Origin of the sequence: Helicobacter canis (assembly GCF_008693005.1) — a bacterium.
Classification (GTDB): Bacteria; Campylobacterota; Campylobacteria; order Campylobacterales; family Helicobacteraceae; genus Helicobacter_B; species Helicobacter_B canis.
The window spans coordinates 120,110-135,399 of sequence record NZ_VXKE01000021.1 but is presented as its reverse complement, the minus strand read 5'-3'; the positions used below and the strand labels follow the sequence as shown (position 1 = coordinate 135,399).

Here is a 15,290-nt window from a genome sequence, read left to right as displayed (position 1 = left end):
TATTGGTGGTTTGTGCCGCTTATGCCTTTGTTAGGACTTTGCGTAAATTCATAAAAATCGCTACAAAATTCTCTAGCTAAATCTCACCTAGCAAAAACCACTAGAATCTCACTGCCCCTATCACTGCTCTGCAAATCAGCATTACTGCGCAAAAATATATGCGCATTGTGATATATGGCTATATGCTTGACAATGGAGAGTCCAAGCCCAGTGCCACCGAGCTTTTTGCTGCGACTCTTATCGACACGATAAAATCGCTCAAACACGCGCTTTTGCTCACTCTCTGGGATACCTATGCCGCTATCTTTTATCGTTATAGTAGCAGCATCCTGCCCAATGGGGAGTGCTAGACTTGGCGTGATATGGGTGAAGTCTTTAATGGCTCTTGGATCAAACTCCCCTGTGCTAATGCAAATCTCCAAAGATCCTTGCTGATTGTTGTATTTAATAGCATTTTCACAAAGATTATAGAGCATATCTTCTAGCAAGCGTGCCACGGCACTAATCGTGCAAGAAGCTTGATCATCGCAGATAATTTGCACGCGCAGCTCCTTTTCTGCAGCAAGTGGCGCAAGCGAGCATACTACCCGCTGCGCTACTTCATAGACATTAACCACGCTAGATTCTAGCTTCTCACCCCCCTCATCAAAAAACGAGAGCTTTAAAATATCATTGATAATCTCTAGCAATCGCTTGCATTCATCATAGATTTTGTCAAAAAAGAGCATAAAGTCTTTTTGTGGGATTAGCCCTTGCTTCATCATCTCGCTACTTGCCATAATCACACTTAGTGGGGTTTTTAGCTCGTGGGTAACATTGGCACTAAACTCCCTACGCATCGCGTGGATTTGGTTTTTTTCACTGCGATCAAGCAGTAGTACGACAAATGCCTTAGGCTTTAGCTTGCCCCAAATAGGAAGCGCGATACACTCGATGTGGTTGTCTTGTATTTGCAGCTCACTAGTTTGGATCTGTGGGGAAAACAAATCAATGAAAGCAAAAATATCTTGCACTAAATCGGTGCTTGGAGCTCCTTGCACGCTTGAAGAGCTAGATTCTAGGGTGGGGAGCAGCTCCTTTGCCTTGGTGTTGTAGCTTAGTATGTGCTTTTTGGTGTCAATTAGCACTAAGCCTTCATTGATATTTTGGCTAATTGCCTGAAACTGCTGCTGCTGGCGGCGGATAATTTTTAGCTGCTTTTTTAGCTGCTTTCTTTGCGTAATGATCTTGTAGAAAAACGGCACAAGCTCGCGATAGGGTGCGCGAAACTTCTTAGCATCTAGGGCGGAGAGATTATTAAGGGGAGCGATGATGGATCGCGTGAGATAGCTTGTGATAATTGTGCTTAAAAGCAGCGTAATAATAAGCAAAATCGCCATATAGCCTAAAATAGGCAGCAAAAACGCATAAATATCCCTTTGATTCATAGAGACACGCAAGATGAGTCGATACTCAGGCAAATAGCTCGCATAATACAACGCCTTATACAGCGTATTTGTAGATTTGCGCTCGATATAGCCCTTACCAATAGCAAGTGCCATCTGCACTTCTTCTCTATCTTTGTGGTTATCTAAATCCACCGCGCTAATGGTGTTGTCATAAATCACAACGCCATCTTCTGTGATAAGAGAAATGCGGTAGGGGTATTGCGCCCAAAATGCGAGATAATCAGTATTGTGCATTTGTGTTATGAGCTTTTTAGATTCTAGCTCCAAATGCTCATAAGCCCACTTCTGCCCTATCATTTCTGCTGCCAAAAAAAACAGCCCAAATATAGCGATCTCCACCCCCGCCACAAGCCCAAATATCGAGTAAAAAATCTTTGCTTGCAGGGACCTTGGCGGCTTGCTTGGTGTGGTGCTTGGGCTACTTGGCATTGGTGGTTTTTGTGATTGTGGCATTGGGGGTGAAGCCTTTTTCAAAGTATCGCGCCTTTTCTAGCGCAAGGCGCGCTCGATTCTAGCGGATTGTATGGCTGACAAATTTTGCATAGTTGTCTAAAATCAAGCCGCCCTTGCGGAAGCCCAGCCCGCAAGACTCATAGGCAAAAAACACATTTGGCTGGTAGTAAAACTCGCCATTTTTGTTTAGCTCGTGGTAGGCTTGATAGACTTTTTTGTAGTTTTGATAGTCTTGGGTGTTGCCAGCTAGGAGCGTGCGCGTGCTATCAAACACTTCCACGCCTATCCCCTCTCTACCAAAGCTAGCCTTTGCCACTTGTGCTTTGCCTTGCAGCGGCTCAAAACTGGATTCTAGTAGCAAGGGGTGATTGGGGAAGAGATCCCACAAAATTTTTAGCATTCTTTTACTTTGGAAAAGCAGCGTATAGGCTGGGTTTAGGAAAATCCCAGCCTTGCTCTCCATAATAGAGCGCATAAGCATAGCTAGCTCTGGCTCATCAATGGCAATACTCTCCCACGGCAAAAGCTTAAATAAAAATTCATAATTGCACTCATTAAAAAACACGCCCTCATCTTGGGAGAACTGCACCTCATCGATATAGGCAAACTCCGTCTCAAAGCCAGCACTCCTAGCGATTTCTTGCAGGAATCTAGTCGTGCGCTCCTCTTCATCATTACCACTCACACAGCTAAAGAGTATCTTCCAGCCCTCATAAATCTCGCTAAAGCGGCTCGTATCTGCGCCAAGTGTGATAATGCGCTTAAAATTATCTTGCAGTGCTTCATAGATATTGTTAAACTGCGCGTTTTCATCAAGCCCATTGGCTTTAAGCATAGCCCACTGGATAACCGCGCTTTCATAGAGCATTGTAGGGGTGTCGGCATTAAACTCAAGCAGCTTTAATGGCAGCCCATCAAGCCCCCCAGCAAAGTCAAACCGCCCATACAAATGCCAATGCACCTCCTGCTCCCAGCTCTGCTTAATCATAGGGATAAGCGACACAGGTATATCTAGCTCGAAAAACAAGTTATTATCAATGACATACTGCCCTGCTTCGCAAAACATATCATAAAGCTCATTGCCTGCATCATAGAATCTATCTGCTTCTTCTTGGGAGATTTCTACCATTTCATTTTCTATATACGATGTAGAATCCACATCAGTATGCCAGCTAAGCCCGATAGATTCTAGTGTGTCTTTGGTTAGGGGATTAAGCGGTGTAATATGCATACAATAGTCCTTATAATTGAGATCGCTGCATTATAGAGTTTTGTTATTGCATTGTGGCTTAAGCGATGATAAAAGAAAAGTGCATTATAATGTGCGCTTACAAATCTCTAGGGATTTGTAGCGGAGTATGGCGCAGCCTGATTAGCGCGCACCCTTGGGGTGGGTGAGGTCGTGGGTTTGAATCCCGCTACTCCGACCACTTGTCTCCTTACTAATAGATAGCTTTCGCTTCCCTACTCTTTATAAGTGAAAACATTTCCATCAAAATCCTGCAGTCTTGCACTGATGTTTTCAAGGTAGAAAATGGCAAAATCTGGGTGGTTTGGGTTATTATCAAACGCTTTTGCTATGCGTTCATACTTTGCTATAAGGGCTTCTTTGACATCAATATGGTTTGCCACTCTTGCTTCTCCACGCACACGCAGAGCTAAAATATCTGGGCTGCTCGTGCAGATTTCAACGCCGCTATATTGTGTGATATGTTTGTAGAGATTCTTATGTATTGTTGTGCCAAAGTAAAGTTTGCCATTATGCACGATGTTAGAACGCATAGGACGCACTCGTGGATTCCCACAAGTGCCTTTTGTGCCAAGGTAAAACACTCCTAAATCCAAAATCTTGCCAATCTCTATTAATGTGAGATGCTCCATCACGCCCTACTTGATACTAGCTAGTGCTTTTTGATAATCTGGCTCGTTTGTGATTTCTTCGCATACTTCTACATAAGAAACTTTGCCTTCAGGATTTACCACAATCACCGCACGAGTAAGTAATCCTGCAAGTGGAGAAGATTCTAAAATAAGCCCATAAGCCTTACCAAAATCTTTTGCGTTAAAATCACTAAGCGTTGTGAGATTATCAATCCCTTCAGTGCTGCAGAATCTGCCTTGTGCAAAAGGCAAGTCTAAGGATACAACATATACTTTTGCGTTGGCTAGTTTTGCTGCTTCTTCATTAAACTTACGCGTTTGTGTCGCACACACGCCGGTATCAAGGCTTGGCACGACATTGATGATTTGATAGCTCCCACTTGCGCCACCTACTTCTACTTGCGATAAGTCTTTGGCTGTGAGCTTTACCTTTGGGGCATTGTCGCCTGACTTTATTGTATTTGCACTTAGTTTTGCTGGAGTGCCTTTAAATCTTACTTCCATTATCGTATCCTTTGTAGTTAATGATCCCCAAATGCTTCCTAATACATAGAAATCTCTGGCGGATTAAGTGCAATTATAATCTAAAGAATATTAAGAGATAATGAGAGTGCCTAGCTAGAATCTAGCCCGATGGATTCTAGCTAGGCACTCAAGGAGCTTAAAGCGCGTAGTAGATAGCGTTATAAAAGTTGAGATTCTGGGAGAATTAGGGCACAATTACTGCATTTACTTTTAGGACTTTTTATGGCTATCGCTCTAGATTCTAGCTCTCTCCATATCCCAGAGATCCTATCTCCTGCGGTCTTTATCGCTGATGCACACTATATCCCAGAGCCAAGCTATACATTCACACTAGATTCTAGCAAGCCAGAATCTAGCCAAAACACAAGCCCAAAAGCTCCACTAGAATCTAAATGGGAATTTTTAGATTCTAGCTCACCATATCCGCGCTATATCGGCGAAAATGGACTCACGGGGCTGCTGCAATCTCTTCTGCTTAAGCCACCAGCGCAGCTATTTTTAATGGGAGATATTGCGCATTTGTTTATCCCGCATATCACGCATAATGCCACGATCCATCGGGAGCTCATCGCACTGCTTAACGCCCTATCGCATTGTATGGAGGTCTTTTACTTTGAGGGCAACCACGACTTCGGGCTAGATTCTAGGCTTTTGCCACGCGTGAAAATCTACCCGCGTAAGCTCCAGCCAGCTATTTTCACCTACCAAAATCAGCCATTTCTACTATCGCACGGGGATTGCTTTATCACCAAGGGATATGAATGCTACATAACTGCCCTAAGCGCGCCCTTTACCCTAAGTGTGCTAAAGCTTATTGACACCCTAAGCCTAGGCTATATCCATAGCTATGCACAATCTCTAGTCAATGCCAAGCATATCAAATCCCTAGCTTTCAATGACGATGACTTTAGAGTTTTTGCAAGCAAGAGAATCGCGGCATACAAGCACTATGCCCACTCTAATACACACGATTTGCTATCCCCCCAAAACCAAGCACATAAGCCCTATGGGCAAACGCTAGAAAAGTGCGAGCTTGGGGTGATTGAAGGGCACTTCCACATTGGTAAAAGATGGCAAAGCTTTTTCGCACTGCCATCTTTTTATTGTGAAAAAAGGATTCTTATTTTATAATCTCTGCCGATATTCTTGTGGCAAACTAGTTTTGCAGATGACTTTTCCTTGGCAGTTTATTGATATGAATTTTAGATTTTGGAGAATACTATGGCAGGTAGCATTTTAGACGCTCAAATTGAAGGCTATAACGAGATAGCATTGATCGACTTCCGCATTTTCGAGCTGCGAGATGATGAAGTGTATGAGGGGATTTATGGGGTCAATGTCGCCAAGGTGCAGAGCATTATCGAGCAGCCAGATGAGCTCTTTGATATACCAGCTAGCCCTGATTATGTGCTAGGGCTCTTTGACCTACGCGGGACAATTATCCCGCTTGTCGATCTCTCCAAATGGCTCAATATCAAAGCAGACGACACACCCCGAAAGCACAAAATCATCGTCTCGGAGTTCAACAATGTCCAAATAGGCTTTGTAGTCGATGAAGTCAAGCGCATACGGCGCGTGAATTGGAAGCAAGTAGAATCTGCGCAATTTAGCTCATCAAGCACTATAGAGCGCGGGAAGATCACCGGCACGACACGCATTGAAGATGGGCGGACTCTGCTGATTTTGGACCTAGAGAGCATTATTGATGAGCTAAACTTCTACGAGAAGAAAGCTGATGAAATTATCACCATTGTTGAAGAGCACGAGCGTTTCAAAGGATTGGCACTTGTGCTAGAAGATAGTTCCATAGCACGCAAGCGTGTGGTGAAAAATCTCGTGGCTATGGGATTTGAAGTCGTAGAAGCAATCGATGGCGAAGAGGGCAAGGAAAAGATAGAATCTCTCTTCCAACAATACGGAGATAAGCTATCAGATCATCTCAAAATCATCGTATCTGATGTGGAAATGCCAAAGATCGATGGCTTCCATTTTGCCAATGAAGTCAAAAACGACCCAAGATTCTCCAAGATACCGCTTGTATTCAACTCCTCAATTTGCGACCCAAATAGTATGGAGAAAGGAAGAAAAGCTGGGGGCGATGGATATATAGTCAAATTTGATCCTAATATTTTCTACCAAGAAGTCAAAAAACTTCTAACTTCTGTGTGATTTTGGCAATTTTTTGGTAGAATAGCCGCTAAATTAATGAGAAGAGGTATGTGGTATGGATGATATGCAAGAAATAATGGAAGACTTTTTGATCGAAGCGTTTGAGATGGTCGATCAGCTCGATCAAGATCTAGTCGAGCTAGAGAGTAACCCAGAGGATCTCGAGCTACTCAATCGTATTTTTAGGGTTGCGCATACAATCAAGGGCTCTAGCTCTTTCTTAAATTTTGATATTCTTACTAGCTTGACCCATAATATGGAAGATGTCTTAAACAAAGCAAGGCGCGATGAGCTAAAAATCACCCCTGATGTAATGGATGTTGTCCTACTTTCTATTGATTTGATGAAAGCACTTTTACAAGCGATTAGGGATTCTGGCACAGATGCTAATAGTGGGATTGATATTAGCGATGCTGTTACCAAGCTTCAGGCTATCTCTCAGGGTAGTGCTGGGGGAGAAAGCTCGGAGGCTGCTGCCCCAGCAGCTCCAAAAGAAGAAGCTAAGCCAGCGGCTCAAAGCGACTCTAGCAACCCTCTTGCAGATGAGCCAGATAAAGACTATGCCAATATGAGCTCTGCTGAAGTAGAAGCAGAGATAGAACGCCTACTCCAAAAGCGTCAGGAAGCAGACAAGCAAATGCGCGCGCAAAAGAAAGCAAGTGGTCAAGCAAGCGATATACAAGCCCCAAAAGCACCAGCAGAAGCACCAACACCAGCACCAGCTAAAGCCAGCCCCAAAGCAGAAGCTAAGCCAGCAGCAGGAAAAGATGAAGGCAAGGTAGCCACAAGTGTGGAGCAAACGGTCCGCGTTGATGTTAGGCGACTAGACAATCTTATGAATCTCATCGGTGAGCTTGTGCTAGGCAAAAATAGATTGATTAAGATCTACGGCGATGTAGAAGAGCGATACGATGGGGAGAAATTCCTAGAGGAGCTCAATCAAGTTGTATCATCCATCTCTAGTGTAACGACAGACCTGCAGCTTGCGGTGATGAAGACGAGAATGCAGCCCGTAGGGAAGGTGTTCAACAAATTCCCAAGAATGGTGCGAGACTTGTCTAGAGAGCTTAAAAAGAGCATTGATCTTGTCATTACAGGTGAAGAAACAGAGCTTGATAAGTCTATCGTAGAAGAAATAGGCGATCCACTAATCCACATTATTAGAAATTCTTGCGACCACGGCGTGGAATCTCCCGAAGATAGAAAAGCTCTAGGTAAGCCAGAAATAGGAAGAGTAGATCTCAAAGCATACAATGAAGGCAATCACATTGTAATTGAAATCACCGATGATGGTAAAGGGCTTGATGCAGAAATGCTTAAGCTAAAAGCCATTGAAAAAGGCTTAATATCTGAAAAAGAAGCAGATTCTATGACAGATAAAGAAGCTTTTGGGATCATTTTTAAACCCGGGTTTTCCACAGCAAAAACAATATCCAATGTCTCTGGAAGGGGTGTTGGTATGGATGTTGTGAAGACAAATGTCGAAAAGCTTAATGGTATCATCGAAATAGATTCTGAAAAGGGTGTAGGCACGACTTTCAAGCTAAAAATCCCACTCACACTTGCCATTATCCAAGCATTGCTAGTAGGGGCACAGGAGGAATACTACGCTATCCCACTTTCATCTGTCATTGAGACAGTCCGTATTGGTCAAGATGAGATATATAGCGTTGATGGTAAGTCTGTTTTGCGCTTGCGAGATGAAGTGCTCTCTCTTGTGCGTTTAGCTGATATTTTTGGTGTGGATTCTGTGCTAGAGACAGCAAGCGAAGTATATGTTGTCATCATCGCACTTGCCGAGCAAAAAATCGGCGTGATTGTGGATTATCTCATTGGACAAGAAGAAGTTGTTATCAAATCGCTTGGCTACTACCTTAAGAGCACGAGGGGTATCGCAGGGGCAACCGTGCGTGGTGATGGTAAAATCACCCTGATTGTCGATGTTGCCGCTATGATGGATATGGCAAAAGAAGTAAAAGTAAGTATCAATGCCGCTATGGAAGAAGCTCAAAGCTCCAAAGCTAAGTCTGCACCATCAGACTATATTGTCCTAGCAATTGATGATAGCAATACAGATAGAGCCATTATGAAAAAATGTTTAAAGACATTGGGGGTTACGGTCCTAGAAGCAAGCAATGGGCTTGAAGGCTTAGAAATTGTCAAAAATAGTGATAAGCCACTTGATGCGGTGCTGGTAGATATAGAAATGCCAAAAATGGACGGATATACTTTTGCAGCAGAAGTTAGAAAGTATAATAAGTTTAAAAATCTACCACTCATTGCCGTTACAAGTCGCACGAGCAAAACAGATAGAATGCGTGGGGTAGAATCTGGTATGACAGAGTATATCACCAAGCCCTACACGCCAGAATATCTTGTAAATGTTGTAAAACGCAACATCAATCTAATAACTGGAGAATAATATGGCTGATAAAATTAGAGATATTTTCGAACAGCAAAAAATGAATACCAGTGGTTTGAACAGGGGCATTGGCGAGACACAAGATGAGCCTGAAGATATTCTACAAGTGATTGGCTTTGTCGTAGGGAATGAAGAATTTGCTGTCCCAATCCTTAATGTCAAAGAGATCGTAAAACCCACGGAATTTACAAGAGTCCCGGGCACACCTCCTTATGTATTGGGTGTGTTTAATATGCGCGGTAATGTATATCCGCTCATCAATTTGCGCTTGAAGTTTGGTCTCCCAGCGATTAAGCAGGATAAAGACACTCGCTATCTCATCGTGCATCAAAATGATGAAATAGCTGGATTTGTCATCGATAAGCTTACAGCAGCTATCACGCTACCTAGCTCTAGCATAGACCCTGTGCCAGAGACATTAGCTAGCAACCAAGCAGGTATGATTGATGGAGTTGGCAAGAGAGAAGACCACTTGATCACGATTTTGAAAATCGATGTCCTGCTTAAGCGAGATTTCTAAAGAAACATCGGCTAACGCCGAGCGGTATCCCTTGTTTTCTAAAGAAACCTACTGCGGCTTCGCCTTGCACCGCTGTCGCTGGTTTTCTAAAGCAATATCGCAAGCCCAAGTATTTGACCCGCTTTTTTAAGCTTTCTAGCAAGGGGCAGCACATATAAACTGACATACTTATTGTTTATAGCTTTGCCTTGTGTGGGCATTGTCATAGTGGTAGCTTGAAGCCTGCTGCTACGCGCTACAAATTACCAAAAGCTAATTAGGAGAGATATGCCAAAGTCGTTTGCTACAATTTGCCTACTCTTATGCACTAGCTATACTTGTGCGTTTGGCTATTTGGACCCGGGCACGGGCTCCTTGCTTTTGTCGTCTTTTATCGCGCTTATCGCTTCATTTATCTTTCTCTCCAAAAGTATTTTTTATAAGGCTGCTCAAATATTGATGGGGGGGGGGGGCAGAATCTCTCTTACGCAAGCGTGATTACCATACACTTGTCTTTTATAGCGAAGGTAAGCAATACCACAATGTCTTCGCCCCAATCCTTGCGTATTTAGATAGATTCCACTACCCATATACCTATCTCACATCATCACAAGAAGACTGCGATCTCTACCAGCAAAGCCAGAATCCAAATGCCACATTTACCTACATAGGTGCTAGCAACAGCGGCTCTGCCATAGCGCGACTAAATAGCCTAAGAGCCGATCTAGTGGTGATGACCACACCCCAGCTAGATGTGCTGCAAATTAAGCGTAGCAAAAGTGTCAAGCACTACTGCCACATTATCCACTCACTCCCACATATCGATATTTATGAGATTTTCGCGCTAGATTACTTTGATAGTGTTTTGACAAACTCCCCAATCCACACACCCTTTATCCGTCAAGTAGAATCTAAACGCCACCTTAAGACAAAGCAAGTAATCATCACAGGCTGCACCTACCTAGATGTCCTAGCCACAAAGCTTCAAGACTATCGACAAACACAGGAGAAATTCGCCTTTTTCCCACAGCACAAAGCCACTCAAAGCCCTAGTCAAAAAGTGGATTCTAGCCAAAGTCCCCTAGAATCCACCGCCCAAAACTCTAGCCTAGATTCTACCCAAGCCAAGCAGATCAAAACCATCTTAATCGCTCCTTCCTGGGGGCGTGAAGCCCTACTTAGCAAATACGGCTTTGCTATCATAGAGCCTTTTATCAACTCAACATTCCAGCTCATTATCCGCCCCCACCCTCAAAGCTACCTAAGTGAGTCTGCGCTTTTGCAAGAGCTGCAAGAGCGCACCAAGCATTGCAGCAACATCGTGTGGGATACGCACACCGATAATATTTATGCCCTAGATTCTGCTGATGTGATGATTGGAGATTTTTCTGGGGTGCTCTTTGACTTTGTATGCTTGTTTGAAAAGCCTGTGCTAACACCAGAGTTTAGATTCTGCACCATAGGCTATGATTTAGAAGACATCTATGATACGCCGTGGGTGCAAGGCGCACTAAAGCGCATAGGCAAGCAGTTTCACCCAGAGCAGATCCCAAATCTCCCCGCACTCCTAGAATCTATGCTTAGTGAGCAAAGCACAATGCAAGCAAGCCTGCAAGCAGTAAAGCAGGAGCTTTGGCACTTTCAAGGAAGCGGCGGTGAGCAAAGTGCGCGCGCTTTGCTTGAGATAGAGAGCCAAATCCTAGAATCTAGCCTTGATAAATCTCTCCCCCTGCACAAAAGAATCCTAGCAACACAAAAGATCCTAGCTACGCCAGCCCTAGAATCTAGCACACAATTAAGCCTAGATTCTACCCCCCCCCGCACGCCAAGCCAGAGAATCCAAAGCGCATAAGCTCAATAAGCAAGGAGCATAGATGATAGGCGAGTATTTGTATTATCTCTTCATTTATCCTTTGCAGCAGGTGCTTAGCTTTGGGCTAGATCAGCTCTATGCTCTTACGGATAACTATGGGCTAAGCATTATTGCCCTAAGCCTGCTTGTCAATCTCTTTTTGCTCAAAGTCTTTCTCTACACCGACCAAAAGGCAAAAGAAGAAAGCGAGCTAAAAGATCTGCTAGATACCAGGATCAAAGCGTGGAAGCGCGTGTATAGCAGAGCCAAGCTCTACGCCTTTACGCACACCCTTTATCGCCAGCATAGCTACCACCCCATCTACGCGCTAAGGGGGCTTTTGGGCTTGGGGCTGCAGCTGCCATTTTTCTGGGCGATGTATGAGGTCATCAAGTCTGCTAGCTATTTAGATGGGGTCTCTTTCTTGTGGATTGGTGATTTGAAAGCACCAGATAGTGTGGAGATCTTTGGACTTAGTGTGCATATTTTGCCACTGCTAATGACCCTCCTAACGCTTATCAACGCCCTATATAGCGCGAAAAGCCTAAGCACGAAGATTCAGGGCATAAGTATAGCCCTGCTCTTTTTGCTCCTGCTTTATGATATGCCTAGCTCACTTGTGTTGTATTGGACTTGTAATATGGCGTTCTCACTACTTAAAGAAGTCTATAAATCGTGGGTGCAAGCAAAATCTCTAAAATCTAGTGTAGATTCTAGCCTAACGCCCTCTAGCCCCAAAGACTCTAGCACACCCAAGCCAAGCCACGCGCAGCGCACAAGTATCGCGCTTATCCTTAGCAATCTCTGCTTGCTCGCGTGTGTTTTCACACCATTTGGGCTTTATACAAGCGATTTAGGCAGCTTCAAACTAGCAGACATCGCCCCCACACTCCTTAGCCTGTGTGGATTCTGCTTGCTAGCTAGCTTTGTGCTAATTTATGTGTGCAACCACATCTTCCCTCTCCCAAAGCTTGCTACAAAGATTCTAGCCACACTTTTACTAGCGGTGCTTTTGCTAGCCCTTAGCTATACCTTTATCTTTGTAGGGGATTATGGGGCGATGAGCTTTTTTATCTTCGATCGCCCAGTGATCGCCACAGACACGCAAAAGCTTATCGACTATATCGCCATACCCACAGCCATTATCCTAGCACTCTTTGCCATACGCTATCAGCGCGCCATCATCTCTGCCAATAAAATCCTAAGTATAGTGCTAGTAGTTAGCGCGCTTTTTTATGCGAGCAAGGCAGTGCTTTATGTGCAGAAAAATGCCGCCTTTGCTAATCTCGCCACAAAGACTAGTGATAAGATTTTGGACTTTGCCAAAGAGCATAGCAATATCTTAGTGCTAATACTCGATCGCGCCGATGGCTACACAATGCACCAAATATTAAGCGATGAGCAAAGGGCGCATTTTAGTGGGTTTGTTGATTTTAGCAATGCCATTAGCAGTGGAGAAGATACCCTACCCACCCTTGCAAGCGTGATCGCAGGGGAGTATTATGTAGCATATCATATCAACGCCCGTCAAGAGCCTTTAGCCATAGCCATAGCCATAGCCCAAGGCTATGCAAACACGCTTAATAGCTTCCATAAAGCAGGCTTTGACACACGCGCCCTGCTTGATTTCCCCACCGATCCAGCCCATCTCTATCCCATCCTTGATAGCACGCGAAATATTCTCTTTGATAGTCCTTATCGTGGGCTATATATCAGCCAAGATACTCAAGCTCTCCCGCTTAATCAGCTTATTTCCTTTGGTATCTTCCGCTTATCGACTTTCAAGCTACGGCGCGATGTATATCGGCGTGGGGCGTGGCTCTTTATCCCAGCGCATTTGCACACTAATCGCTCCCAGCCCTACTACGCGCTTCGCCCCATTAGCGAGATGAAAGCCCTAGCAGAGCGCACCACTGCCAATGCCACAGCCCCTACCTTTACCTTTATCCACAACTCTATCACGCATAATCCCTACGCTCTCAATGACCAATGCAGCTTTGATGCCACAGATTTTGGTTCGCCAAATGATGCAGTTTATGGGCTACCAGAAGGGCACTATAATAGCGAGAAATGCGCGCTTGCTTGGATCACACAAATGCTAGATCGCTTAAAAGAGCTAGGTGTATATGACAACACGCAGATTTTCATCACAGCTGATCACGGTGCGCAAAAAACATTTCTCCCCACTAAAAGCAAGCACCATATTCCGCTTTTTTATAAGCCCTTGAATGCCAAGGGAGCTATGGTGCAGGACTCTAGGCTTATAGCTAATTATGATATTCCTACGATTTTTTGCGCCAATCTTGAAAAAGGCTGCCCCAATGTCGCGCCAAATATCCTAAAGCATTACCCAAATAATAGAGAGATTATCACATTTAGCACGCAAGGCTGGCGATTTGAGGACCACAAGAGCAATGCCTTTATTCTCAATAATTTCCACAAAATCTCTGGCAATATCTATGAGCCAAAAAATTGGCAGAAAGTGGATTCTAGCCAAGCCCTAGAATCCACTTTTGAAACCAAGCCGCAAAAGAGCGAGCGATGAGAGCCATTATCCTAGCTGCTGGCTTTGGCACAAGACTCAAGCCCCTTACTCTCACCAAGCCCAAGCCCCTGCTAGAGATACGAGGAGTGAGCCTGCTAGAAAATATGATTACACACCTAAGACATAGCGGAGTAGAAGAGATCATTCTAGTAAGCGGCTACAAGCACGAGCTTTTTGCCCCCATAGTCAAAGCACAGGGCTTGACACAGCTAGTCTTCCCAGACTATGGGCTATGCAACAGCTCGCAATCACTACTCTTTGCCAAAGACTATTTATGCAAGGGGAGCATTATCCTAAATGGCGATCTCTATATCACGCAAGGATTTTGCCACTTGTTTAAGAAAAACGCTTCACAATTCTTAGCGCAAAAAATTCCGCCAAACACCACCGCGTGGGGCTACATAGTCGATGCAAACTACAAAATCCTAGACATCGATACAAATGCGCAAGAAGGCTATGGCGATGGGATCGCGTATTTTGATAATGAGCGCGATCTAGGGCACTTCATCAACGCCTTGCAGCAATGCCACAAAGATGAGTATTGGGAGCAAGCAGTGCTAGATACACTGCAAGAGATTAACTACTACGCATTTTTCCACGATAATCTCTACACAGAGATCGATAGCTTTAGCGATGCGCTCTACCACGCCTTGCTAACCCCAGAGGAGATCGCCCAGCAATGCGCTGATGATGGCAAAGCCACGCGCCTTGCTGGCATTACTAATACCAACTATCTTATACACTTCAACAACACCCCCCAAGTGATACGAATCCCGGGGCTACACACCGAGCAAGTCATCGATAGGGATAAAGAAGCAAAGATTTTAGACATTATCGCGCCCTTAGGCATCGCACCAGAATCTAGATTCTACGGCAGTGGGATAAAGATGAGCGATTATCTAAGCGACTATAAACCCCTAGATTTTGCGCAAATTAGCGATGAGATTTTAGGGCAAATCGCAAGCAAGCTCCTAGCACTCCATAGTATCAAGCACACTAGCTACCCACACTTTGAGCCTATTTTGCTCTGTGATGAGATCGCTAAATACGAAGCCCTAGCCCAAATCAAGCTAGCCACCCCACAAGAGCATAAAAGACTTACTTCCATAGCCAAAAAGCTTGATACACGCGAGCTAGTGCTATGCCATAGGGATTTGCAGCTGCCAAATATTCTCTACAACGGCAAGCACATTATGCTTATAGACTTTGAATACGCGGGCTTTGCCTGCATAGAGTGGGAGCTTGGGAATCTAGCTGCCGAGCTAGAGCTTAGTCCAAGCCAGATTCTAACGCTTCTGCACGCCTACAACACTTCTCCTAGACTCATCACTTATGAAGATGTGCTTTGTGGCGCGCTACTTGCAAACTATATTTGGGCGTTATGGGGCTGGGTGTATCACAGGATTGATTTAGGGCGAATGTATCTGGCTAGATTCTCGCGCAATCTTGCCGAGCTTGAAGAGCTAGAATCTAGCTCTAAAGATCAAGCCTAAACC

Annotated in this window: 12 protein-coding genes and 1 tRNA gene; 9 read left to right on the top strand and 4 right to left on the bottom strand. The window is 44.4% G+C overall.

Features of this window, described 5'->3' with window-relative positions:
* Positions 1–83 precede the first annotated feature (83 nt).
* Positions 84–1,901 (bottom strand): sensor histidine kinase, encoded by a 1,818-nt coding sequence (locus F4V45_RS07665; protein WP_150337752.1) that lies wholly within the window; start codon positions 1,899–1,901, stop codon positions 84–86.
* 58 nt (positions 1,902–1,959) lie between these two features.
* Positions 1,960–3,132 carry a glutathionylspermidine synthase family protein gene (locus tag F4V45_RS07660; protein ID WP_150337751.1) on the bottom strand — a complete coding sequence of 391 codons (1,173 nt, stop codon included), beginning with the start codon at positions 3,130–3,132 and terminating at the stop codon, positions 1,960–1,962.
* 121 nt (positions 3,133–3,253) lie between these two features.
* Between F4V45_RS07660 and F4V45_RS07655 the strand changes: the two genes are divergently transcribed.
* Positions 3,254–3,331 (top strand) — tRNA-Pro (locus tag F4V45_RS07655).
* Positions 3,332–3,365: 34 nt separating this feature from the next.
* Here F4V45_RS07655 and F4V45_RS07650 read toward each other — a convergent pair.
* Together F4V45_RS07650 and tpx are read right to left on the bottom strand one after the other, a co-directional pair.
* On the bottom strand, positions 3,366–3,782 hold the full coding sequence (locus tag F4V45_RS07650) for a hypothetical protein (RefSeq protein WP_210670629.1): 417 nt from the start codon (positions 3,780–3,782) through the stop codon (positions 3,366–3,368).
* Positions 3,783–3,788: 6 nt separating this feature from the next.
* Positions 3,789–4,286, bottom strand: coding sequence for a thiol peroxidase (gene tpx / locus F4V45_RS07645; protein WP_150337749.1), 498 nt, complete (start codon positions 4,284–4,286; stop codon positions 3,789–3,791).
* A gap of 243 nt (positions 4,287–4,529) precedes the next feature.
* Between tpx and F4V45_RS07640 the strand changes: the two genes are divergently transcribed.
* The 8 genes from F4V45_RS07640 to F4V45_RS07605 all read left to right on the top strand — a co-directional run bounded on the left by F4V45_RS07640 (position 4,530) and on the right by F4V45_RS07605 (position 15,287).
* On the top strand, positions 4,530–5,438 hold the full coding sequence (locus tag F4V45_RS07640; protein ID WP_150337748.1) for a metallophosphoesterase family protein: 909 nt from the start codon (positions 4,530–4,532) through the stop codon (positions 5,436–5,438).
* Positions 5,439–5,528: 90 nt separating this feature from the next.
* Entirely contained in the window at positions 5,529–6,476 is a 948-nt protein-coding gene (locus F4V45_RS07635) for a chemotaxis protein CheV (protein ID WP_150337747.1), read from the top strand.
* Between the two features lie 55 nt (positions 6,477–6,531).
* Positions 6,532–8,898, top strand: a complete 2,367-nt coding sequence (locus F4V45_RS07630) for a hybrid sensor histidine kinase/response regulator (protein WP_150337746.1) — start codon at positions 6,532–6,534, stop codon at positions 8,896–8,898.
* A 1-nt stretch (position 8,899) separates the two neighbouring features.
* On the top strand, positions 8,900–9,418 hold the full coding sequence (locus tag F4V45_RS07625) for a chemotaxis protein CheW (RefSeq protein ID WP_023930552.1): 519 nt from the start codon (positions 8,900–8,902) through the stop codon (positions 9,416–9,418).
* 267 nt (positions 9,419–9,685) lie between these two features.
* Positions 9,686–9,895 (top strand): hypothetical protein, encoded by a 210-nt coding sequence (locus F4V45_RS07620; RefSeq protein WP_150337745.1) that lies wholly within the window; start codon positions 9,686–9,688, stop codon positions 9,893–9,895.
* A 235-nt stretch (positions 9,896–10,130) separates the two neighbouring features.
* Complete coding sequence (locus F4V45_RS07615) at positions 10,131–11,249, top strand: CDP-glycerol glycerophosphotransferase family protein (RefSeq protein WP_150337744.1); 1,119 nt, start codon at positions 10,131–10,133, stop codon at positions 11,247–11,249.
* Positions 11,250–11,271: 22 nt separating this feature from the next.
* Positions 11,272–13,794 carry a membrane protein insertase YidC gene (gene yidC / locus F4V45_RS07610; RefSeq protein WP_150337743.1) on the top strand — a complete coding sequence of 841 codons (2,523 nt, stop codon included), beginning with the start codon at positions 11,272–11,274 and terminating at the stop codon, positions 13,792–13,794.
* A complete protein-coding gene (locus tag F4V45_RS07605) occupies positions 13,791–15,287 on the top strand; it encodes a phosphotransferase (RefSeq protein WP_150337742.1) in 1,497 nt (498 codons plus the stop codon). Before yidC ends, F4V45_RS07605 begins: the two co-directional genes overlap by 4 nt.
* The last annotated feature ends 3 nt before the right edge of the window (positions 15,288–15,290 follow it).

What these genes read in the sequence shown, in the direction of transcription:
- F4V45_RS07640 (WP_150337748.1), top strand. Translation starts at nt 4,530, where the DNA reads ATGGCTATCGCTCTAGATTCTAGCTCTCTCCATATCCCAGAGATCCTA.
- F4V45_RS07630 (WP_150337746.1), top strand. Translation starts at nt 6,532, where the DNA reads ATGGATGATATGCAAGAAATAATGGAAGACTTTTTGATCGAAGCGTTT.
- F4V45_RS07635 (WP_150337747.1), top strand. Translation starts at nt 5,529, where the DNA reads ATGGCAGGTAGCATTTTAGACGCTCAAATTGAAGGCTATAACGAGATA.
- tpx (WP_150337749.1), bottom strand. Translation starts at nt 4,286, where the DNA reads ATGGAAGTAAGATTTAAAGGCACTCCAGCAAAACTAAGTGCAAATACA.
- F4V45_RS07615 (WP_150337744.1), top strand. Translation starts at nt 10,131, where the DNA reads ATGACCACACCCCAGCTAGATGTGCTGCAAATTAAGCGTAGCAAAAGT.
- yidC (WP_150337743.1), top strand. Translation starts at nt 11,272, where the DNA reads ATGATAGGCGAGTATTTGTATTATCTCTTCATTTATCCTTTGCAGCAG.
- F4V45_RS07665 (WP_150337752.1), bottom strand. Translation starts at nt 1,901, where the DNA reads ATGCCACAATCACAAAAACCACCAATGCCAAGTAGCCCAAGCACCACA.
- F4V45_RS07650 (WP_210670629.1), bottom strand. Translation starts at nt 3,782, where the DNA reads ATGGAGCATCTCACATTAATAGAGATTGGCAAGATTTTGGATTTAGGA.
- F4V45_RS07660 (WP_150337751.1), bottom strand. Translation starts at nt 3,132, where the DNA reads ATGCATATTACACCGCTTAATCCCCTAACCAAAGACACACTAGAATCT.
- F4V45_RS07620 (WP_150337745.1), top strand. Translation starts at nt 9,686, where the DNA reads ATGCCAAAGTCGTTTGCTACAATTTGCCTACTCTTATGCACTAGCTAT.
- F4V45_RS07625 (WP_023930552.1), top strand. Translation starts at nt 8,900, where the DNA reads ATGGCTGATAAAATTAGAGATATTTTCGAACAGCAAAAAATGAATACC.
- F4V45_RS07605 (WP_150337742.1), top strand. Translation starts at nt 13,791, where the DNA reads ATGAGAGCCATTATCCTAGCTGCTGGCTTTGGCACAAGACTCAAGCCC.